This is a genomic window from Aureitalea marina (assembly GCF_002943755.1).
GTDB classification, from domain to species: Bacteria; Bacteroidota; Bacteroidia; order Flavobacteriales; family Flavobacteriaceae; genus Aureitalea; species Aureitalea marina.
The window spans coordinates 1,552,595-1,573,163 of record NZ_MQUB01000001.1 but is presented as its reverse complement, the minus strand read 5'-3'; the positions used below and the strand labels follow the sequence as shown (position 1 = coordinate 1,573,163).

General features: G+C 47.3%; 15 protein-coding genes and 2 pseudogenes. 5 read left to right on the top strand and 12 right to left on the bottom strand.

All coding sequences use genetic code 11. The annotated features are described in order from the left end of the window. Window positions 1-7 precede the first annotated feature (7 nt). From BST85_RS07260 to BST85_RS07250, 3 genes and pseudogenes are all read right to left on the bottom strand, one after another. Complete coding sequence (locus BST85_RS07260) at window positions 8-2,212, bottom strand: RelA/SpoT family protein (RefSeq protein WP_104812635.1); 2,205 nt, start codon at window positions 2,210-2,212, stop codon at window positions 8-10. An 81-nt stretch (window positions 2,213-2,293) separates the two neighbouring features. Next, window positions 2,294-3,538: a M48 family metallopeptidase gene (locus BST85_RS07255; RefSeq protein ID WP_104812634.1), complete on the bottom strand. Its 1,245-nt coding sequence runs from the start codon at window positions 3,536-3,538 to the stop codon at window positions 2,294-2,296. Window positions 3,539-3,540: 2 nt separating this feature from the next. Further along, window positions 3,541-4,337, bottom strand: a pseudogene (locus BST85_RS07250) (TrmH family RNA methyltransferase). Between the two features lie 140 nt (window positions 4,338-4,477). Between BST85_RS07250 and BST85_RS07245 the strand changes: the two are divergent. Continuing rightward, window positions 4,478-5,287, top strand: a complete 810-nt coding sequence (locus BST85_RS07245; RefSeq protein ID WP_104812633.1) for a DUF6503 family protein — start codon at window positions 4,478-4,480, stop codon at window positions 5,285-5,287. 176 nt (window positions 5,288-5,463) lie between these two features. Here the strand turns inward: BST85_RS07245 and BST85_RS07240 are convergent, their stop codons facing one another. The 4 genes from BST85_RS07240 to BST85_RS07225 all read right to left on the bottom strand — a co-directional run bounded on the left by BST85_RS07240 (window position 5,464) and on the right by BST85_RS07225 (window position 12,385). Further along, complete coding sequence (locus tag BST85_RS07240) at window positions 5,464-6,756, bottom strand: amidohydrolase family protein (protein WP_104812632.1); 1,293 nt, start codon at window positions 6,754-6,756, stop codon at window positions 5,464-5,466. A 6-nt stretch (window positions 6,757-6,762) separates the two neighbouring features. Then, window positions 6,763-9,717, bottom strand: a complete 2,955-nt coding sequence (locus BST85_RS07235; protein ID WP_104812631.1) for an amidohydrolase family protein — start codon at window positions 9,715-9,717, stop codon at window positions 6,763-6,765. Between the two features lie 101 nt (window positions 9,718-9,818). Then, complete coding sequence (locus tag BST85_RS07230; protein ID WP_104812630.1) at window positions 9,819-10,889, bottom strand: DUF3810 domain-containing protein; 1,071 nt, start codon at window positions 10,887-10,889, stop codon at window positions 9,819-9,821. Further along, window positions 10,886-12,385, bottom strand: a complete 1,500-nt coding sequence (locus BST85_RS07225; RefSeq protein WP_104812629.1) for a serine hydrolase domain-containing protein — start codon at window positions 12,383-12,385, stop codon at window positions 10,886-10,888. The genes BST85_RS07230 and BST85_RS07225 overlap by 4 nt, the downstream gene beginning before the upstream one ends. A 65-nt stretch (window positions 12,386-12,450) precedes the next feature. Between BST85_RS07225 and BST85_RS07220 the strand changes: the two are divergent. Next, a pseudogene (locus BST85_RS07220) lies at window positions 12,451-13,907 on the top strand (aminoacyl-histidine dipeptidase). A 31-nt stretch (window positions 13,908-13,938) separates the two neighbouring features. On the opposite strand, the gene BST85_RS07215 reads toward BST85_RS07220, so the two are convergent. The 3 genes from BST85_RS07215 to BST85_RS07205 are packed head-to-tail and all read right to left on the bottom strand — an operon-like array spanning window position 13,939 to window position 16,628. Continuing rightward, window positions 13,939-15,048: a peptidylprolyl isomerase gene (locus BST85_RS07215; protein WP_104812628.1), complete on the bottom strand. Its 1,110-nt coding sequence runs from the start codon at window positions 15,046-15,048 to the stop codon at window positions 13,939-13,941. Window positions 15,049-15,058: 10 nt separating this feature from the next. Further along, window positions 15,059-15,619 carry a gliding motility-associated peptidyl-prolyl isomerase GldI gene (gldI, locus tag BST85_RS07210; protein WP_104812627.1) on the bottom strand — a complete coding sequence of 187 codons (561 nt, stop codon included), beginning with the start codon at window positions 15,617-15,619 and terminating at the stop codon, window positions 15,059-15,061. Further along, window positions 15,606-16,628 (bottom strand): DHH family phosphoesterase, encoded by a 1,023-nt coding sequence (locus tag BST85_RS07205; protein WP_104812626.1) that lies wholly within the window; start codon window positions 16,626-16,628, stop codon window positions 15,606-15,608. The genes gldI and BST85_RS07205 overlap by 14 nt, the downstream gene beginning before the upstream one ends. 193 nt (window positions 16,629-16,821) lie before the next feature. On the opposite strand from BST85_RS07205, the gene BST85_RS07200 reads away from it, so the two are divergent. Beyond that, window positions 16,822-17,241 carry a nucleoside-diphosphate kinase gene (locus BST85_RS07200; RefSeq protein ID WP_104812625.1) on the top strand — a complete coding sequence of 140 codons (420 nt, stop codon included), beginning with the start codon at window positions 16,822-16,824 and terminating at the stop codon, window positions 17,239-17,241. A gap of 53 nt (window positions 17,242-17,294) precedes the next feature. Here BST85_RS07200 and BST85_RS14705 read toward each other — a convergent pair whose 3' ends face one another. Together BST85_RS14705 and recF are read right to left on the bottom strand one after the other, a co-directional pair. Beyond that, window positions 17,295-18,008 carry a DciA family protein gene (locus BST85_RS14705; RefSeq protein ID WP_342750408.1) on the bottom strand — a complete coding sequence of 238 codons (714 nt, stop codon included), beginning with the start codon at window positions 18,006-18,008 and terminating at the stop codon, window positions 17,295-17,297. After that, entirely contained in the window at window positions 18,005-19,084 is a 1,080-nt protein-coding gene (gene recF, locus BST85_RS07190) for a DNA replication/repair protein RecF (protein ID WP_104813941.1), read from the bottom strand. Before recF ends, BST85_RS14705 begins: the two co-directional genes overlap by 4 nt. Before the next feature lie 138 nt (window positions 19,085-19,222). Between recF and BST85_RS07185 the strand changes: the two genes are divergently transcribed. Further along, window positions 19,223-19,987, top strand: a complete 765-nt coding sequence (locus BST85_RS07185; RefSeq protein WP_104812624.1) for a tetratricopeptide repeat protein — start codon at window positions 19,223-19,225, stop codon at window positions 19,985-19,987. Window positions 19,988-19,989: 2 nt separating this feature from the next. Next, window positions 19,990-20,496, top strand: a complete 507-nt coding sequence (gene ribH / locus BST85_RS07180) for a 6,7-dimethyl-8-ribityllumazine synthase (RefSeq protein ID WP_104812623.1) — start codon at window positions 19,990-19,992, stop codon at window positions 20,494-20,496. Window positions 20,497-20,569: the final 73 nt, after the last annotated feature.

The following is a 20,569-nucleotide window of genomic DNA, read 5'->3' as shown; positions in this document are numbered from 1 at the left end:
CAAGGATTTACACCCGTGATACCTTCTCTATGCCGTTAATTTTTTTAATATTTCGGACCAGGTTGTCCAGGCTGGATTTGTTCTTGACAACAACGGTGATCTTCCCTTTGAAGGTACCATCATCTGTATCGAAATGAACGCTTTTCATGTCGATATGTAAGTTGTTAGAAATCACTTTGGTAAGGTCGTTCACCAATCCCATCTGATCGATCCCTGTGATCTGCAACGCAGCCTTGAATTCGGACTGTGTGCTGTCTATCCATTTGGCCGACATGATGCGGTAACTGTAATTACTTTGCAACTGCAGGGCATTGGGGCAGCTCAGTTTATGCACCTTGATACCGTCATTGACGGTCAGGAATCCAAAGACATCATCTCCCGGGATGGCATTACAGCAGTTGGACATCTTGTATTCCAACTTGTCCTCGTCCTTACCAAAGACGAGTTGGTCGTACTTCACCGTCAGCTCTTCCCGGTTCACATCTTCTGGTGCTGATGGCCTTCTGATCCTGTTCTTAAAGAAACTGACAAAGGCATTGTTTCGAGAGGCCGCAAAATCCTTGAGCATGGAATTGTCTATAATTCCGGCTCCCACCCGGTAAAATAGGTCCAGGCTGGTCTTCAGTTTGAAATAGACCACCAATTGGTTAACGGTCCTTTCGTCCAGGGTGATCTTGAGGGATTTCAATTTTCTGGTCAAGACCACCTTTCCTTCTGCGGCAATTTGTTTTTGCTCTTCCTTGAGGGAGGATTTGATCTTGGAACGTGCCCGTCCGGTAGTCACATAATCCAACCAGTTATTGGACGGTTTGGCCTTGTCTGAGGTCATGATCTCCACCTGGTCCCCACTTTTTAGCTCATAACTGAGCGGAACCAATTTTCCGTTGACCTTGGCCCCACGGGTATGCAGACCTACTTCGGTATGTACGTGGAAGCCAAAATCCAGGGCAGTAGCTCCTTTTGGCAAGGAATACAGATCTCCTTTGGGAGAAAAGACAAAGATCTCCTTGGAGTACAGGTTCAGCTTGAAGGTCTCCACGAAGTCTACCGCATTGACCTCAGAATTCTCCAGGGATTCCTGCAGTTTGTTTAGCCATTCGTCCAGCCCGGCATCTTCTTTTTCGTCGTTCTTGTACTTGTAGTGTGCTGCATAGCCTTTTTCGGCTATCTCGTTCATGCGTTCGGAACGTATCTGCACCTCCACCCATCGTCCCTTGGGGCCCATCACAGTTATATGAAGGGCTTCATATCCTGTGGACTTAGGAGAAGATATCCAATCTCTCAGACGATGTGGATTTGGCCTAAAGTGATCAGTAACGATGGAATAGATTTTCCACGCCAGGAATTTTTCGTTCTCTGCATCGCTCTTATAGATGATCCTAACGGCGAATTTGTCGTAGACCTCGTCGAAACTCACATTTTGAGTGATCATTTTTCGGCGGATGGAGAAAATGGACTTAGGCCTACCCTTGATGGTGTAATTGAGTTTCTCGGCATTGAGAGAATCCTTGATCACCTTGGCGAAGGACCGGATGTAAGCATCCTGCTCCTTTTTACTCTCATTGATCTTGGATAGTATATCCTCGTACACATCGGGTTCGGTATATTTCAGACCCAGGTCTTCTAATTCTGTCTTGATGTTATATAATCCCAGTCGGTGGGCCAGGGGGGCATAGATATACAGGGTTTCCGATGCGATCTTCACCTGCTTGTGATGGGGCATGGAATCCATGGTCTGCATATTGTGGAGCCGGTCCGCGATCTTGATGATGATCACCCGGATGTCCTCATGCAGGGTGAGTAACATCTTGCGGAAATTCTCGGCCTGGAGGGAAACATCTCCGTCCAGGGGCATGTTGGAGATTTTGGTCAGACCATCAACAATGCGGGCGACTGTCTCACCGAACATCTGCTCGATATCTGCCAGGGTGTAGGCAGTATCCTCTACCACATCGTGCAGCAAAGCGGCAGCAATGGAAATAGCATCCAGGCCAATCTCCGAAGCCACAATTTTGGCAACCGCAATCGGATGGAAGATATAGGCTTCGCCACTCTTACGTCTTTGCTCTTTATGGGCATCGACCGCAACATCAAAGGCAGACCGGATCAGTTTTTTGTCCTCTGCAGTGAGGGTTCTGTAACTGATCTTCAGCAGCTCTTTGTATTGCTTGGCAATTTCCTTGTTTTCCGCTTCTAGAACTTTTTCAGTCATTAATTAAAAGTACAATATTGCTTTTACATCACCGCAAAACCAATACCAAAGTTAGAAATCTTGTCCAGGTCTGACGTTCTGTCAATTATGGCGAAGGGACCGCAGGTGGCGGATCCTGTCGATGAGTGGAGGGTGGCTGTAGTGGGCCTTTACATAGGTGGGATGAGGGGTAAGGTTGGCCAGGTGCTCACGAGACATTTTGATTAGCGCTTCTTCAAGGGGTTCACCCTTGTAGGTGCTGGAGGCATAGTGGTCTGCCTGATATTCGAATTTGCGGGAGATTCGGTTCATGATCAAACCAGTCAGTTCCGAAATCGGGGTGAAGATAACCGCAAAGGCGATCAGACCAATGTGAAAGGAAGGTATTTGTACCCCCAGTGCCTCGGCAAGCAGCGGGCTGCCTACCAATGAGCCCAATAAGCATAAGGTAAATCCGGTAAGCAATAAAGATGTGGTCAAATTATAAATAATGTGTCTCCGCTTGTAATGGCCCACTTCGTGGGCTAAAACCGCTACGATCTGGTGAGTGTCCAGTTGATTGATCAGGGTGTCAAAAAGGGTAATCCTTTTTTCGCGCCCAAAACCGGAGAAATAAGCATTGGCCTTGCTACTGCGTTTGGAGCCATCAATTACGAAGATATTATTCAGTTTAAATCCCACCTTTTTCGCATATTCTTCTATGCTTTGCTTTAACTCTCCTTCTTCCAGTGGGGTTTGTTTATTGAACAGGGGCACGATCAAACGCGCATAGAACATATTCATAAAGACGGTGAATAACCCTATGGCGATCCAGGCGTACCACCAGAAATTCGATCCGAAGTTTTGGTAGATCCAGATGATGAGAGCCAACAAGCCCCCACCGATCAATCCTCCCACGAAATAGCCTTTTAATTTATCCAGTACAAACAGTTTCCTGGTCCGGCGGTTAAAGCCGTATTTCTCTTCGATGACAAAGGTGTTGTAATAGGAAAAAGGTAAACTGAGCAGATCATTTCCCAGACCGATCACCCCGAAGAAGATCAATCCAACCGCTATCTCATTTTCAACCATATCTCTGGCCCATTCATCTACCCAGGCAAAGCCGTCCAAAAGGAAAAAGGCCAGGGTTGCGATCAGACTGACCACGGCATAACGGGTGCCAAAATGACTTTTTTCCTTTTTGTAGGCCTGGGAACGCTGGTATTGTTCCTGGTCGTATACATTCTCCAACTCTTTTGGGATTGGATTGTCGAAGTAGCTGTTGTTTAGTCCATTAAGCCATTGATCGAACAAAAATCTGAGCAAAATGATCCCGATCAATAAGTAGAAAAGTGTAGTGGGTTGCATGTTTAACGAGCGCTTCTTTGTCTCTTGGCCTCAAAGATAAGGATTCCGGCTGCCACGGATACATTCATGGAGTCGATCGCGCCTGCCATCGGAATGACGATATTCTGATCGCTATTGTCCAACCATTCTTGAGAAAGGCCATCTGCCTCCGTACCGACCACCAAGGCCGTTCGACCTCTAAGATCGGTCTCCCAATAGGATTCAGAGGCCTGAAGAGCTGCACAGTAAACTTTTATCTTTTGCTCTTTTAACCAATGAATGATCTCTGAGGTCGATCCTTCAAAGACCTTCATGGTGAAGACGGTGCCTACGCTAGATCGGATGATGTTTGGGTTGTATAGATCAGACCGCGGATTGGCTATAATAACCCCATGCAGGCCTGCAGCGTCAGCGGTACGTAGTAAGGCACCTATATTGCCTGGTTTTTCCGGGCCTCGGCAACCAGTAGGAGCATATCTTCGTTGGTGAGAACGGCCGAGCTTAGGGAATGCTCTTTGATCTTCAAACAGGCAATGACCCCCTCTGTAGAATTCCGGTATGCCAGCTTCTCATAAACATCTTTGCTGATTGCGATTGTTTCCTCGGGCAGAGGGCCGACCAATATCTGCAGATCTTGTAAGTTGATCAGGTCAGGGTAAAAGAGCAACTTGTCCAGTTCATAGCCTCCTTGCAGTGCCAGGGAGAGCTCCCGCTGGCCCTCTACGATAAAGATGCCTCGCTGTTTTCGTTCCCGAGATTTGCGTTGCAACAAGGCTAAATCTTTGACCAATGGGTTGGCTGTGCTGCTTATTGTCTTCATGCCGATCAAAGATAATCCTATTAAATAATTTGTAACTTCAGCTGGCCTATCAGAAAATTTCTATCATTTATCTCCAATTTTTTCCGATCGGTTTAAGGAATTGTAAAATCAAACGACCACTTAACCAAATTAACTTTACCATGAAGAAAATCACCTATCTATTGCTCTTCAGCGTGATCGTCCTGGCTTGTAAGAACAAGCAGGAAGAAGCATCTGTGGATGACATTACCACCTTTAACGAGAAGGCTCCTGCCGAAGATACCGTCCAATATCCCGAAAACCTCGCCAGGATTATGGAGGTACATGGAGGAATGGATCAATGGAATAAAATGAACGAACTCCGTTTCGAATTGAACAAAGAATCCGGCAGAGAAGTTCACCAGGTTTCGCTGAAGGACCGAAGAACCCGGATAGACGGGCCAGATTGGACCATAGGTTCAGATGGACAGGATGTGTGGCTGGAACAGGCCGTGGATTCCGCATATGGCGGCAACGCCCGTTTTTACCATAACCTGTATTTTTATTTCTACGCCATGCCCTTTGTGTTAGGTGACGAAGGGATTGTATACGAAGATGTGGAGCCCAAGGAATTGGACGGGGTGAGTTATCCCGGTGTCCGGATCAGCTATGAATTGGGAATAGGAGATTCCGACAAGGATGAATATGTACTGTATTACGATCCCGAAACCTATGTGATGAAATGGTTGGCCTATACGGTCACCTTCAAAACAAATGAGAGTAGTGACAATTGGCGATATATTAAATATTCGAAATGGAGCCCGATAAACGGATTGACCTTGCCGGAGACATTAACATGGTATCAGGTAGAAGATGATCAGCCTACGGAACCCCGAAATGAATTATTATTTGAGAAGGTAGCCGTCAGTGAAGCTCAATTGGGAGATGATCTTTTTTCCCGTCCATCTTCCGCAGAAATTATCCAGAGGTAAGGGGTAAACTATTATCAGGATTTACGTTTACGCCCACTCTAATCGGTAATTTCGGATTGTTCTAGATTACCTAATCTATTTCTATCAAACTACAGTTTACGTTGTAAGTTAGTTTTATTTGTGTAAAAAAAGGCAGCCTGAGCCGGCTGCCTTTTTGTTTTTATAGGCTTGAAGTATTAGTCCTGATTGTATTTCTCAGAATACCTTTTCCAAAGTTTGGTCTGATGCGTTTCCAGGGAAATTTCCCGACCATCGATAAAGGCATGGGTCAATTGATTGGTCCGCATGTCCAGGGCATCTCCCTCGCTCACAAAAAGAGTGGCACTTTTGCCAACTTCGAGGGTTCCGTAATGGTCACCTATTCCTAATATGTTCGCTGTGTTGGAGGTGATCAGTTTCAAGGCTTCCTCTTTATCCATTCCCTGACCTACTACCTGTCCTGCATAAAAGGGTAGGTTCCTAGTCTGGAAGTTGGACATGTCTGCATTCTGAATCCCTACCATTACGCCACCTTCTGCAAGCAACATCGGCAATTTATACGGCAGGTCGTAATCGTCGCCATCCCTAAAGGGTAAGGCATGAGTCTGTCTGACCAATACCGGGATATTGTTTTGCTTCAGGAAAGGGATCACCTTATAGGCCTCATAACCTCCCACGATCACCACATGCTGCACTCCATGTGCTTTTGCCGTAGTTACCGCATCGATGATCTCTTTCTGCCCATGGGTATAGATGTATAGTCGCTTATTACCGTCCTGAAGTCCTTGCATGGCCTCAAAGGCCTCATTTCGACTATCGGCTCCTCCTTTTCCATAAGCAAAGGCCTGGCTCATATACTCGTCGATATTCCCAACTTGCTTAGCGTAATCCTTATTAGGTCGCCATCCTCTGGCCTCACCCAACCACCAACGTCCGCGTCGGTAGCTGTTTGGCCAGTTCATATGAATACCGTCATCTTCCTTTACTATGGCATCTTCCCAGTTCCAGGCATCAAACTGTACAATACTCGAGGTGCCGGAAATTGTCCCGCCTTTGGGTGTACTTTGGGCCAACAGCACTCCATTTGGCCGCATGCTTTCCACAACTTTACTCTCTGCATTGTAGGCAATGATGGAGCGGATATGAGGCTTGATATCCCCAATTTCCTCTTCATCATCACTGGCTCGCACGGCATTCACCTCAACCAAACCGAGGGATTTACCAGGCGCGATTATGCCGGGATAAACATGCTTGCCGCTTGCGTCCACAACGATCCCTTGGGTGGCAGTTCCTGCACCACCAATAGCCGTAATCACCCCATTTTCAAAGACGATCACGCTGTTCTCAATTACATTACCATCTCCTACGTGAGCAGTTGCCCCGTTAATGGTTATGACTCCCTGCTGAGCAGGAGCCGGTGTTTGCTGAGCCCAGGCTTGCAAACCGGCCAGCACAATAAATATTCCTATATAATTCTTTAATGTTCTCATGATGGCTTAGTTTAAGGATTCGCAGTGGAAATGCCTGTTTTCTTTTCGTTTAGGCGCCCGTGTCTTGCCGCCTCCATTCTTTTCGGACAACATCATATTGACCAACTTGGATCGTTCTGCCTTGATGGCTTCCCGCTTGGCTTTATCGGTTTCCAGGTCAAAGAATACAGTACCTTCAATGATGGTCTTTTCTGCCTTGGCATAAATAGACAACGGATTATCGGTCCAAAGGACCAGATCAGCATCCTTACCAACAGCTATACTTCCCACACGCTCGTCCAAATGCAATAGCTTGGCCGGGTTGATGGTCACCATCTTCCAGGCTTCCTCTTCGCTCATACCGCCGTATTTCACACTTTTTGCAGCTTCCTGGTTCAGTCTTCGAGACATTTCCCCATCGTCACTGTTGATGGCTACCGTTACCCCTTCGGCCGCCATGATGGCCGCATTGTATGGGATAGCATCATTCACCTCGAATTTATAAGCCCACCAGTCGGAGAAGGTAGATCCTCCTACGCCGTGCTGCTTCATCTTGTCCGCCACTTTGTAGCCTTCCAGGATGTGGGTAAAAGTGTTTACCCTGAAATCGAAGCTCTCCGCTACTTTCATCAGCATGTTGATCTCACTTTGTACATAGGAGTGACAAGAGATAAAGCGCTCACCGTTCAGGATCTCTGCCAATACCTCCAGTTCTTCGTCATAGCGGTAGCTTTTACCACTTTTCTTGATGGCATCGTATTCCTTGGCCCGGTTGAAGTAGTTCACGAAGACCTGCTCCACACCCATACGGGATTGTGGGAATCGGGAGTAACTCTGCCAGTTGGATTGCTTGACGTTCTCCCCCAAGGCGAATTTGATGAATTTTGGACTGTTGTCATAGATGAGGTCATCAGCCTCCATCCCCCATTTCAGTTTGATGATGGCAGAGCGGCCACCGATGGGGTTGGCACTACCATGTAGGATCTGAATGGAAGTTACTCCACCTGCCAGGTTCCTGTAGATGTTGATATCCTCCGAATCCACCACATCTTCTATCTTAACTTCTGCCGAAGAATTGTGCCCACCTTCGTTGATAGACAGAGCCGCGATATGCGAATGCTCGTCAATGATCCCTGCCGTAAGGTGTTTACCCGTGGCGTCGATCACCCGAGCTCCTCGTGCATTCAGGTTTTGACCAACAGCTGCTATCTTTCCATTTTGGATCAGGACGTCGGTATTCTCCAGTATTCCGTCTGCCTCACCAGTCCATACTGTGGCGTTTCGGAAAAGCATATTCTGAGCGGTAGGCAGGGCCGTCCAGCCATAGCTCATGTTGGGATAGGTCATTGGCATAATTTCGGGAGATGCTCCGGATTCTGCTTTTTTCTCGTCCTTCTCCAGGTCTCCGGTTCGGGTGGCAGTAAAGTTGCTTTCCATTCCGCTGGGTAGGACCAGCTTACCGCTGATCGTATTTCCGCTGGCAGGAACCAATCCGGAACCGCGACTCACCGCTTTGGTGGCATCGTCAGTAATAGAGAAGGTGATCCAGTCGTTACTGTAGGTCAGTTTGGAAGGGTATTTGGTCTCTCCTATGGTGGTGCTCATGCTCGGCTTGCCATAACTACCTTCGATCTTCACCTGGTAGGTCTTACCACCGGCGGTCAGGTTGTACTGTCCCCGGATATCTCGCTGGTCCATGGAGTTGATCACATGTTTCTTTCCTTGTACCCAGTTCTCATAAATGGTGGTACTCTTGTCAAAGATATCACCCGAAGTGATCAGGAAATTGGCCATTTTACCGTTTTCCAGGGTACCCAGGGCATCACTCTGACCCAAAATAGCCGCCGGAACAGTAGTCAGACTTTCCAAGGCCTTTGTTTTATCAAAACCATATTCCAGGGCTTTGCGCAATTTGCCGTGGAAGTCTCCCGCCTTTTTCAAGTCGTGAGTAGTCAATGCAAAAGTGACCCCGGCATCCGAGAGGCTTTTTGGGTTCATCGGAGCTTGGTTCCATTCGCGCATATCGGCCAGGGAAACAAAGTCAGCAGCATAGGGATCGCTTACATCGAAGGCATCCGGAAAATTGATCGGGATGATGAAACGGGCATTGGTTGCCTTGATCTTATCCATCATTTCGTATTCGTCCCCACCACCGACGATGACATAGTTCAGGTTGAACATGTCCGCAATCTTATCGGCTCGCAGGTCATTGCCCTTATTCCCTGCTTCAAAGAAAGAAGTCAGGCCACGACTGGCGATCAGGGCTTCCAAGCTTCTGTCCTTGGTTTCCGAATTTCCTTTGGCATACCAATCCGCATCGTAGTGCATTTGGCGAAGCAAAGCAATGGACCCCATGAGGGAACCCGGATATGATTGCCGGCTGGTCACACTCTTGGAAAAAGAGAAGAACTGACCGGAGTCGTCATTAAGCACCCGATCCGCATCGCTGCCATCATCATTCAAGGCCACTAGGACACCGGTCCCACGGGCGATCCCATCCATGATGTGGGTGTTTACCACCCCAAAGCCCGCCTTGCGCATTTCGGTTGCGGCTTTAGAATCGTATTTAAACTTATCCATTGCCCGGTTCTCCGGCATGATATGATCATTCCAATAAAAACCTTGTCTGGTTGCCTCATACTGAGGGGATCGACCGGAGCCAGGGGCTCTTTTGGGTTTTTCCACTCCAAAGCCGGTGTAGGCATCGATAAAGGATGGGTAAATGGTCTTACCATCCAGGTCGATGGAGACCGAATTGGACGGGACGCTAACATTTCGCCCCGAGGCCACAACCTTACCATTTTGGATCAGTAGTGTCCCGTTCTGCACTACCTGACCAGGACTGATGTAGATGGTCGCATTGGTCAGGGCCGTGTAATTGGAATTCTTTTCTTTTACGCCACTATTGTTCGGAAAATAATCCTGGGCGCAAACTGTTCCCAGGCCTAAGAGCCAGAGAACAAGGAGAGTAGTTCTTTTCATTTGCGTATCTGGTTAAAAAATTGGAATAAGATAAGAATCTTAAGCGCAAAAAGGTGCACTCAAAAAGGCTTTAACACAGTGAAAAGAGGGGCGATTCTACCCTATAACGGCCTATCCTCAAAATAATTGATCACCAAGGCGACCATATAGCTATAGCTCATGATCCCTCTGTCCTGGTTATTGGCCTTAAGGAACTGATTCCAGAAGGCCTTGGAGATGTCCTCCAGGGGGTTTTCATAGGATTCCCAGAACTCCCTCATCTCCCTATACCCTTTGAGGATCCCGGGGTGGATCTCTTCCACCAATTCACGATAGGTATCCAGGTCCCGGCGGGCTACTTCGTTGACCAGGTATCGCAAGGCAAAGATGTAGCCGGTATATTGTACATAGGGGTCAGGATGGTGAATGGTAGCCAAAGTAGCGAGGAAATTGGCCTCGTTCTCTGCCGCATAGCCCAATTGATGAGCGATCTCATGGCTGCTCACCACTGGGAAACGGTAGGATTTGATCAGCCTGTTCACCTGTGCCTCCCCGGAAAAGGGATTGTAATAACCACTGTAGCCCATATAAGTCAAACCAAGACTCCATCCACTTTGTTTTACGCTGATCGGAGCGTAAGACAAGTTGGGGTATTGCTCTTTCAATTGATCATAGCCGAGTACCGCAGAATCCATGATCTCCCGGTTGGAGTAGGGGAGGTCTATCTTGGCCGTGTCGGCATAGCCCAGAGCTACATGGACCTCATTGGACTTTTGGATAAACCGCTTGGTCAGATCGATCAGTTCTGCCGTGGTATAGTCCCGGTCCAGGTCGAGTTTTTCATTGAGAGGAACTCGGTAATAGTTCAACCCCCAAATGATATGAAAGACAAAATAGATAACTGAGGTTGCAGCACCTATTCTAAACAATACATTGAGGGTATCGTAGCGAAGTCGCCTAAAATTCTTATACACCCAGCGCAGGGCTATAATTCCGATCAATGGATAAAAGATATCACCCACCGAAAATGGGATCCATCCGAACAGGTAACGAGGTAAAACCGAGATGTAAGGATAAACCCCCGTGCTATACCAAGATTCGATCCATTCCGGATAATGCCTGATCCACCAGAGCAAAAGAAACTGCACGGGAAGGAAAAGGGTTAATAACAGGTCGCTTCGGGATCGCTTCATTGTTGAATCAGCAATTTAATGACCTTTTTGTCATTGTTCCCAACGATTTCAACAAAATACAATCCGGCTGAGAGATCAGGAAGCTCAATATGCCGATTTCCCGGGTTAATCTCCCATGAAGATAAGCTGATACGGCCATGAATATCCTTGATGTGCAAGCTATAGACACTCGTTCCAGGATTGTGAAGCAGGATTCGGTCACTGGCCGGGTTAGGCGATATACTCAATTCGTTAACGGCAGATGTCTGCACAGATAGAAGATCATCCCAGTATGAGCAAACTGTCTCGAAAATAACTTCCTCTATTTGGTAAAAAGAAGAATTCTCCCCGCTTTGATAACCGCTTTGTTTTCCATTGATGATCAAAACCAGCCCTGTCCCTTGTTCAGGATCGAAGTAAGCATCGCTTACCAGGCCATAAGCCTCTCCAGGATGACCCAGAAATGGGCCCCAGCTGATCGATTGGCAGATAGCATCATCTTCAGAGTTGTTTGCCAAGTGTAATCCAAGGCCCCATTTGTTGAAAAGGCCAAAATAGTTGTCACCGTTTTTGCCGTTGTAGGACCACTGAGCGGAGGTAATCTCCTCCAGCGTCTGAGAAGAAATTCCGATTGATGTGGCATCACCTGCAGAAAACAGATGCAACATTCGATTTACTTCCAAGGCAGAAGCCCGTAACCCTCCCTGAGGCGCAAAAATGAGTCCGTTAGTTCCTGGTTGGTAATCTTGTAAATCCCTAGGAGGAGGATAAACCCCTTTGTAGTGATCAAATTGTGCTTCCCACTTTTCATTGAATCGATACAGCACGGCAACTTGATCGATATCGTCTAGGTCCAGGACATTATAACTCCCGCCAATTTGAAGGGGTTCCAAAATCTGTGTCTTCATATAGACGTCAAAGCGTTGGCCGCTCAGGGCCTCGATCAGTGCGCCTATCAGACCAAAATTCAGGTTACTGTAGGCAAAAAAGCTCCCGGGAGATTCTGAACGCCACAAATTCTCTGTGTAATAAGCACCACTTGGTAACAATAGTTCGTCTATTGTTGGTACCGGTGATTCCTGGTAGGTAGCATTTAAGAAATCAGGATAACCAGATCCGTCTTGCAAGCTGCTTTGATGACTGAGGAGCATCCTAAATGTTATTGGCTGCTGGGGGAAATTTGGATTTCGGACTTGAAAACCCAGGTAACCCGAAACGTCCTCATCAAGCTCGAATAGTCCCAGATCGTGAAGTCTCATTAACCCCAAAGCAGTGAAGGTCTTGGAAATTGAGGCAATTCTAAACCTGGTCTGCGAGGTAACGGCCAGATCCCTCGAATAATCCCGCTGGCCAAAGTGAAAATCCAGCAGTTGCTGATCTGTTTTTATCGCAACCGAAAGCCCCATCAGCTCATTCTCTTCAAAGATCTGGAACAACTGTTCTTCCAGAGATTGGCAGAAAGAAAAAGGAGTTAGCAGCAAGCAAACAAATAGCGAAAAGAGGCCTTTTTTGAGCATCTTTCAAACTTACAAATCTTTTTAGAGCCAGACCTTAATTTGGTAGCTTTGTGAAAAACGAATTCATGAATCAAACAATACGAGAACTGGACCCAAAATCAGTCTGGAACCACTTCGCAGACCTCAATGCCGTCCCAAGGCCCTCGAAAAAGGAAGAAAGAGTTATTGATTTCATGGTCAATTTTGGCAAGGACCTCGGTTTGGAAACAGCGATAGACGTGGTTGGCAATGTCCTGATCAGAAAACCGGCAAGCTCAGGGATGGAGGATAGGAAGACGGTGGTCATGCAGGCGCATTTGGATATGGTCCATCAAAAAAATGCCGACACAATCTTCGACTTCAATACCCAGGGGATTGAAATGTATGTTGATGGGGATTGGGTTAAGGCACGGGGACCACACTAGGTGCGGACAATGGATTAGGGGTGGCCTGTATCATGGCGGTGTTGTCTTCCGCAGACATTCCTCATCCTGCCATCGAAGCTTTGTTCACCATAGATGAAGAAACGGGAATGACTGGAGCTTTGGGGCTTGAAGGAGGCTGGTTGACCGGCGATATATTACTCAACCTTGATACTGAAGAGGACGACGAGATCGGGGTAGGTTGTGCCGGAGGGATAGATGTTTCGGCTACTGCCACTTATGCAACAGAATCAGCTCCAAAAGGGTCAAAGTCTGCTTTGATCACCGTAAAAGGACTTCAAGGAGGTCATAGTGGGATGGATATCCACAAGGGATTGGGTAACGCCAACAAATTGATGAATCGATGCTTGCTGGCTTTGGGCGATCATATCCGAATACAGAAGATCGATGGGGGAGGCCTGCGAAATGCCATACCGCGGGAAAGCCGTGTTTGGGTTAGTTTTGATCCTGGGATGCTAAATGAGATAGAGAAGCTGCTAGATGGGATCAAGAAGGAAATCAAGGATGAGTATCACCTGCTGGAGCCTGATCTTCAGATTCAGTGGGAAGAAATTGGACAGGAAGGCGGATCGGTGATGCCGGTTCAGGAGCAGGCTACACTACTTAATGTTATAGAGGCCATTCACAATGGTGTGTACAGAATGAGTCCCGCTATTGCCGATCTGGTGGAAACCTCGAACAACCTGGCCAGGGTTCATTCGGAGAATGGTTCTGTCCGATTGGATTGCCTGACTCGATCCTCGGTGGAGTCTTCCAAAGGGGACCTGGTTAACAGTCTGAGGGCTGTATTCGAACTAGCCGGATATACAGTCCAATTCTCAGGGGAGTACCCGGGATGGGCACCCAATATGGACAGTGCTATTTTAAAGGTCCTGGATAATCTCTATCAGGAACTCAATGGTAAATCTGCTCATGTAGCCGCTTGTCACGCCGGGCTGGAATGCGGTATCCTAGGGAGGAATTACCCGGGTATGGATATGATCTCCATTGGACCTACCATCCGCGGTGCGCACTCACCAGATGAACGCGCCAGTATCTCGTCCATGCAGAAATTCTGGCCCTTTCTTCAACAGGCCCTGCAACGGACCCCGACAAAATAAAAAAGGCCTCCAAACGCGGAGGCCTTATTCTTTAGTCCTGTACCAGATCGACCAGTTCCAATTGGAAATAGAGGTCTTGGTTAGGCGGAATCACCGGTGGATAACCGGTTGGACCATATCCCAAATGGGATGGGATATAAACGGTTATCATCTCTCCTGCGTTCATCATCAGCATAGCCTCTCTAAGTCCGGGTATCATTTGTGCTTCCGGGCTGTAGGTGGTCTGGCTTGGCCCGTATTGGTTGTAGGCCAGTCGCTGCGGATCGACAGCATCGTATTTTTCGGCGACCTCCAGATAGCTGGTATCGAACATCAAGCCGTTGTCAAAGTATCCTGCATAATTGATCATGATGGTAGATCCTTCAACCGGTTTGATTCCCTTGGTGCGACGATTCCAGAAGATCTTTACACCGGATTCCAGTTCCTCTCCCTGGGCAATATCAGCCTCAAGTTGAGACTTGGTATCCATGGCTACCTTCAAGATGCGATCTCGCTTTTCCTGAGCTTCCCGCTCGGCGATCTCCATTTGCTCCTGGAAGGAGGGAACGGTTGCGTTTCCACGTTTAATAATGTTTACCTGTTCCATAACCACTGTTTCAACAGGCTTGTCTCCGGGCTTGGAAGTGGCAACTAAGCCAATGGCATCAACAATTTCCTGACCAACGACCACTTCTCCGAAGACCGTGTGTTTGCCATCCAACCAAGGTGTCTCCTTTAATGTAACGAAGAATTGACTGCCATTGGTTCCAGGACCGGAATTGGCCATGGACAAGATTCCTTTTCGGTCGTGTTTAAGGCTGTCCACGAATTCATCTGGAAATCGGTAACCTGGGCTCCCAGTTCCGTTACCAAGAGGGCATCCTCCCTGGATCATAAAATCCTTGATCACCCTGTGAAAGACCAGCCCGTCATAATATTTCTTACCCTTATAGGTACTGTCTACCATCTCGTTTGTCCCTTCTGCAAGGGCCACAAAGTTGGCTACTGTAAGTGGAGTGGCGTCGTCGTAGAGCTTGGCTACGAAGGTTCCGTTATTCGTCTGGAACTCCGCGTAGATTCCGGGTTCCAAGTCTGAATATTTATCCTGACAACTACCCAGGGCAAAGGGTAGTACTAGTAAAATGATCAATAGATTTTTCATGTATTGAGTATTAATTATTGGATTCTTTTTTTTCTATGCTATACAGTTCTATGGTCGATCTGACCATTTGGTTGGGGTTGACCGCACCCTGAGACCCATAATACCCATAGGCCAGGTAAGAAGGGAATAGGAATTGGGTCACATCGCCTGCTTGCATGACTTTGAGGCCTTCCCGAATACCTGATATCAGTTCCTGGTTGCTTTGGTCTATGCTGTAACTGATCACCCCATTTTCCGATCGCGATATCAAGGTGTCTCCTTCCAAGGACAGAATATCGTAGCTAAAACTGACCAAATCTCCTACTCGAGGTGATCCGCTCTGGGTGGTATCCCGCTGGATAAGGGTATACCAAAAACCATTTGGAGAACTCTGATAATTTCTGCTGCTGTCCTGAGCAACCAATTGCTGTAGTTGAAGTTTTTCCTGGGCGTACAATTCTTTATTGCGCTCTGCGGACTGCTGAATATAGCTTCCTGTTGCGCGGGAAACCGGCTTCCTGGCTTCGGGTTTGCCACAACTGCCGATCCCAATGATCAGCAGGAGCATTAGCATGAATCTAATTGGTGTCATTCAGGGCATTTTGATAGGTGGGCAAGATAGCTAAAAAGTCGGCTACGGTATCCGGTAGTGATTTAACAGATCGACCACCTGCGGCATTGATATGCCCTCCGCCATTGAAGTGGGTCCTGGCCATTTCGTTCACCGAGAACGAACCAGTGCTGCGCAAGGATATCTTGGTGATACTCTCCTGTTTATTTTCTATAAAGATGGCCGCCAAAATAACCTCGTTCAGGGACAGGGCATAATTGACGAAACCTTCGGTATCTCCCTTTTTAAAATTGTGATCGTCCAGTTCTTTTTGACTCAGGGTGATATAAGCCGTTCTGAACTCTGGCAGGTGAACCATGTTCTCCAGAGCCGTTCCGAGTAATTTCAACTTCTCTGGTCTGTTCGTGTCATAGATGGCCCGATGTATGTCCGATCCATTTGCTCCTTTTTCGATCAGGCTTGCAATAGCCCTATGCGTAACCGCTGTGGTCGAAGGAAATCTGAACGATCCGGTATCGGTCATAATCCCCGTGTAGAGATTAGTGGCCAGATCAGCGTCTATATAGGATTCCCCTTCCAGGGCATGGATCAGGTGGAAGACCATCTCTGCAGTAGAACTCATCGTAGGATCGCTGATCGTTACCTTGGCATAGTCATCTGGCTGCTGATGGTGGTCTACCATCACAAAATCCGCCTGTGCCTGTTCCAATAAAACTCCCAGATCCCCTGTTCGGTTCAAGGCATTAAAATCTAATGTAAAGATGAGATCAGCCTGAGTTAGCATACGCTGCGCCCGTTCCTGCTGCTGTTCATAAATGATCACTTTATCGCAATCCGGAAGCCATTTTAAGAATTTCGGAAAGTCATTGGGCATGATCACCCGACTATTGTGTCCCAAGGAATTCAGATAACCGCTCAGTCCCAGACATGAACCCACGGCATCGCCATCCGGGTTTTTATGGCCAATCACCACTATCTTTTTAGGGCTGTCCAGCAGTTGCTGCAATAAGCTGATTTGATCTTGATTCATGAGCGATGCGAAGATACAATTTAATCGTATAGGCGATAGCAGAGTCAGGCTCTAAATAGGGGCTTTTTGGTCTGACTAGATCGGTTAGGAGCACTTGCTAGTTAAAGAGTCAAATGTCTGACTGTATTAAGTTAGCGTTAACCCCTTGCCAGTGGTTCGAAAAGGACTATTTTTGCAAAAATTTTTTTAAGCGATGAGAACAGACAGAACGTTTACCATGTTAAAACCTGATAGTGTCGAAAAAGGAAATGTCGGTCCTATCCTGGAGAAGATCACAGCAGCAGGCTTTCGTATTGCCGCTATGAAATTAACCCAGATGACCGTGGCTGATGCCCAGGAATTCTACGCTATCCACAAGGATCGTCCCTTCTTTGGAGAGTTGGTTCAGTATATGACTAGAGGTCCTATTGTAGCAGCCATCCTGGAAAAGGACAATGCGGTGGAGGATTTCCGCACCCTGATCGGGGCTACCAATCCTGCCGAAGCTGCCGAAGGTACCATCCGCAGATTGTACGCAGATTCTATTGGGGAAAATGCAGTTCATGGAAGTGACTCGGACGAGAATGCCGAGATCGAAGGGCAGTTTCACTTTGCCGGTCGTGAGATCTTCTAACTGACGTTCGAACAATATATAAAAAGCCGATCCAGTTGGATCGGCTTTTTTTATTAGCGCAGTACAAGTTCTTTTACCAGTTCTTTCTCAAGCTGTTCATTCAGCAGCCGAACGATCTTTTCTCGGCCATAACTCAGTTCCTCCCGCAAAACGGAAGAACTTAAGGAAACGTATAGCGTCTGGTTCTCCAGGTAGATCCGATCGGTATATTTTTCGATGGCCGGCCCCATGACCGCATTCCAGGCCTCGGCTACCCTGACCTTGTCCAATCCTCGCGACAGTGGTCCTTTGCCGAGAATCTCATTGAGGGCATCGCCCATAGATTGTTCAGATCGTTTTCTCTTGGCCATATCAGTCCAGGGTAAGGGATTCAAAGGGTTGATAGGTATAGATCTTATCCTCTTGATTGCGGACCACCAGTTGTTGGTCATCTGCCTGAAGGACCTGCTCCTCCCATTCATTATAGGGGTTTTGTAAATCAGGAACAACTTCCCTGATCGAATCACAGCTGTAAAAGTCTCGGTGATATCTGAGGTGCTGAAGCTGCCGTCCAAGGCTGGACTCAACTTTTTTCGTTTCCCATTTTCACCATCCCATTGAATATAGTCGACCGTAGTGTTGATGGAGAACTCCCGGACTTGCCCATCTGGCAACTCCACTTTTTTGATCTCCCAATAGCCTTGAAGGGAGGCCAACATCTGATCCGTATCCTGCCCTGTACAAGCCATCAGGCAGGCGGTGATCAATAAGAGATATAACCTTCTCATAAGCGGATCATTTTATAGGATTGATGCACCTGCTTGACCACCTCTTCTGTCCGGTCTGCATGGGTGTCACTGATAAATAACTGCCCGAAGTCTTCCTGGTCCACCAATTGAATGATACGGGCAACCCTTTCCTCGTCCAGCTTGTCAAAGACATCGTCCAGTAAAAGTATAGGGTTGACCCCTGTCTGTCCTTTCAAGAAATCGAACTGGGCTAGTTTCAGGGCGATCAGATAGGATTTCTGCTGCCCTTGTGAACCAAATTTTTTGATGGGTTTATCCCCTATCCGAAAAAGCAGATCATCTTTATGGATACCGTAATTGGTAAATTGTGTGAAGCGATCCTTCTCCAGGCTGGCCTGCATCAATTGATGCAGTGGAGCCTCGTCCAATTGGCTTTGATAAATTAATGCAACCTCTTCATTACCAGAACTTATTGCCTTGTGACGGCCTTGGAAGATGGGGGTGAACGCCTGTATAAAATCCTTCCTTTTACCGTGTATCACTGCTGCAAGGGCATCCATCTGGTCATCATAGACGGCCAGGGTATCCGGTTTGAAGGTTCTATTGGCTACAAAGTATTTGAGCAGGGAATTTCGCTGTACCAATAGTTTGTTATAAGACAGCAAGGCTCGCAGATAATCGGCATCCCCTTGGGAGATGACCCCGTCCATGAATTTGCGCCTGGTCTCACTGCCTTCTATGATCAGGTCCCGGTCCGAAGGGGAGATGATCACCAGGGGAATGAAGCCGATGTGATCCCTGAAACGCTCGTAGATCTTGCCATTTCTCTTGATGATCTTTTTCTGACCTCTCTTTACACTGACCACGACCTTTTCTGGCTGATCCGATTTCTCGAAATCACCCTCAATGACAAAAAAATCTTTGCCATGGGTAATGTTCTGGCTGGTGACCGGGTTGAAGTAACTCTTGCCAAAGGACAGGTGGTAGATGGCGTCTAAGACATTGGTTTTTCCAACCCCGTTGTTGCCCACTAGGCAATTGATACGCGGGTCGAACTCAAAACGCTGGGTTTCAAAGTTTTTATAATTCAGTAAGGCCAGGGATTCCAATCTCATTTTGAGCAGGGTGAATAATGGACCAAAACGGTGGCTTGAAGTTACAAAAACACCGGGTTGAACGGCCAAAAATAACAACTTAATTGGCTTTTACTTTTGAATAAAAATTATATTTTTGCGCGACATTAAACCGATATTATGGCCACCTACAAGAAAAGAGGATATAAGCCTAAGACCAAAGCTGAAAAGCAGGAGGTTCTGGAAGACGGAAGTGCAACGGCGGAGGTATTTAAGTCGTTGGATGAAGGGGCATCTAAGACCGAAGCCTGGATCGAGAAGAATCAGAACCTGATCCTGGGGATTGTTGGAGGTATCGCCCTGGTGGTTTTGGGATACCTGGCCTACCAGGAATTTGTGCAGGCTCCCAAGGAAGAGGAAGCCATGAACGAGATGTTCCAGGCTCAGAACTATTTCGAGCTTGCCATGACTGCTCAGCAAAAAGATTCGCTGTACAATCTATCTCTAAACGGGGGTGCCGGTAAATACGGATTCCTGGATATTATCGATAATTACGGAGGAACAGATGCAGCTAATCTCGCGCACTACTATGCGGGTATGGCCTATATGAATACACGAAGTTATCAGGATGCCATTCAATATCTGGATAAGTTCAATGGAGAGGACGATGTACTTGCACCGTTAGCTAAAGGAGCCATTGGAGATGCCTTTGCCCAATTGGGTCAAATGGATGAGGCCTTGGGTTATTATGTACAGGCAGCTAATTTGCGGAACAATAACCTGACTACTCCACGCTTTTTATTAAAAGCCGGAGTTACGGCCCTTGAATTAGGGAATTCTGCAGATGCTGTATCCTATTTTCAGCGTATACTTGACGAATATCCTAACTCGGCCGAATCGGGCAATGCCCGCAGCTTCAAAGGCCGGGCCGAAGCTATGCAATAATCATGGCTACTGCAGGAAATAATCTCTCTGCTTACGATCCCAAAGATGTTCCATCTGCACGGGACATGCGATTTGGCTTGGTCGTCTCTGAATGGAACGATCAGATTACCCAAGCCTTATTTCAGGGTGCCTTCGATGCCCTTATCGATTGTGGTGCGCTAAAGGAGAACATCGTACGATGGAATGTTCCCGGTAGTTTCGAATTGGTCTATGGGTCTAAGAAAATGACCGAGGCCTTCGATATGCTGGACGCTGTGATCGCGGTAGGAAGTGTGATCCAGGGGGAGACCAAACACTTCGATTTTGTCTGTGAGGCCGTTTCTCAGGGAATTAAGGACCTCAATGTACGTGGTGACATTCCGGTGATCTTTTGTGTACTGACGGACAACAACATAGAGCAGTCCTTGGCAAGGAGTGGCGGTGAGCACGGCAACAAAGGTACGGAGGCTGCCATAGCGGCTATCAAGATGGCCCAGCTGCGAAGGGACGCCAAGTTTTATAAGGGTTAAGCGTGAATCGTTATTCGTTATTTGACTCGATTAACCATTAACTATTAACGACTAACCAACTCCTCACCCTTCA

Excerpts from the sequence above, each read along its gene's own strand:
- BST85_RS07260 (WP_104812635.1), bottom strand. The coding sequence starts at position 2,212 with ATGACTGAAAAAGTTCTAGAAGCGGAAAACAAGGAAATTGCCAAGCAA.
- BST85_RS07255 (WP_104812634.1), bottom strand. The coding sequence starts at position 3,538 with ATGCAACCCACTACACTTTTCTACTTATTGATCGGGATCATTTTGCTC.
- BST85_RS07245 (WP_104812633.1), top strand. The coding sequence starts at position 4,478 with ATGAAGAAAATCACCTATCTATTGCTCTTCAGCGTGATCGTCCTGGCT.
- BST85_RS07240 (WP_104812632.1), bottom strand. The coding sequence starts at position 6,756 with ATGAGAACATTAAAGAATTATATAGGAATATTTATTGTGCTGGCCGGT.
- BST85_RS07235 (WP_104812631.1), bottom strand. The coding sequence starts at position 9,717 with ATGAAAAGAACTACTCTCCTTGTTCTCTGGCTCTTAGGCCTGGGAACA.
- BST85_RS07230 (WP_104812630.1), bottom strand. The coding sequence starts at position 10,889 with ATGAAGCGATCCCGAAGCGACCTGTTATTAACCCTTTTCCTTCCCGTG.
- BST85_RS07225 (WP_104812629.1), bottom strand. The coding sequence starts at position 12,385 with ATGCTCAAAAAAGGCCTCTTTTCGCTATTTGTTTGCTTGCTGCTAACT.
- BST85_RS07215 (WP_104812628.1), bottom strand. The coding sequence starts at position 15,048 with ATGAAAAATCTATTGATCATTTTACTAGTACTACCCTTTGCCCTGGGT.
- gldI (WP_104812627.1), bottom strand. The coding sequence starts at position 15,619 with ATGACACCAATTAGATTCATGCTAATGCTCCTGCTGATCATTGGGATC.
- BST85_RS07205 (WP_104812626.1), bottom strand. The coding sequence starts at position 16,628 with ATGAATCAAGATCAAATCAGCTTATTGCAGCAACTGCTGGACAGCCCT.
- BST85_RS07200 (WP_104812625.1), top strand. The coding sequence starts at position 16,822 with ATGAGAACAGACAGAACGTTTACCATGTTAAAACCTGATAGTGTCGAA.
- BST85_RS14705 (WP_342750408.1), bottom strand. The coding sequence starts at position 18,008 with ATGAGAAGGTTATATCTCTTATTGATCACCGCCTGCCTGATGGCTTGT.
- recF (WP_104813941.1), bottom strand. The coding sequence starts at position 19,084 with ATGAGATTGGAATCCCTGGCCTTACTGAATTATAAAAACTTTGAAACC.
- BST85_RS07185 (WP_104812624.1), top strand. The coding sequence starts at position 19,223 with ATGGCCACCTACAAGAAAAGAGGATATAAGCCTAAGACCAAAGCTGAA.
- ribH (WP_104812623.1), top strand. The coding sequence starts at position 19,990 with ATGGCTACTGCAGGAAATAATCTCTCTGCTTACGATCCCAAAGATGTT.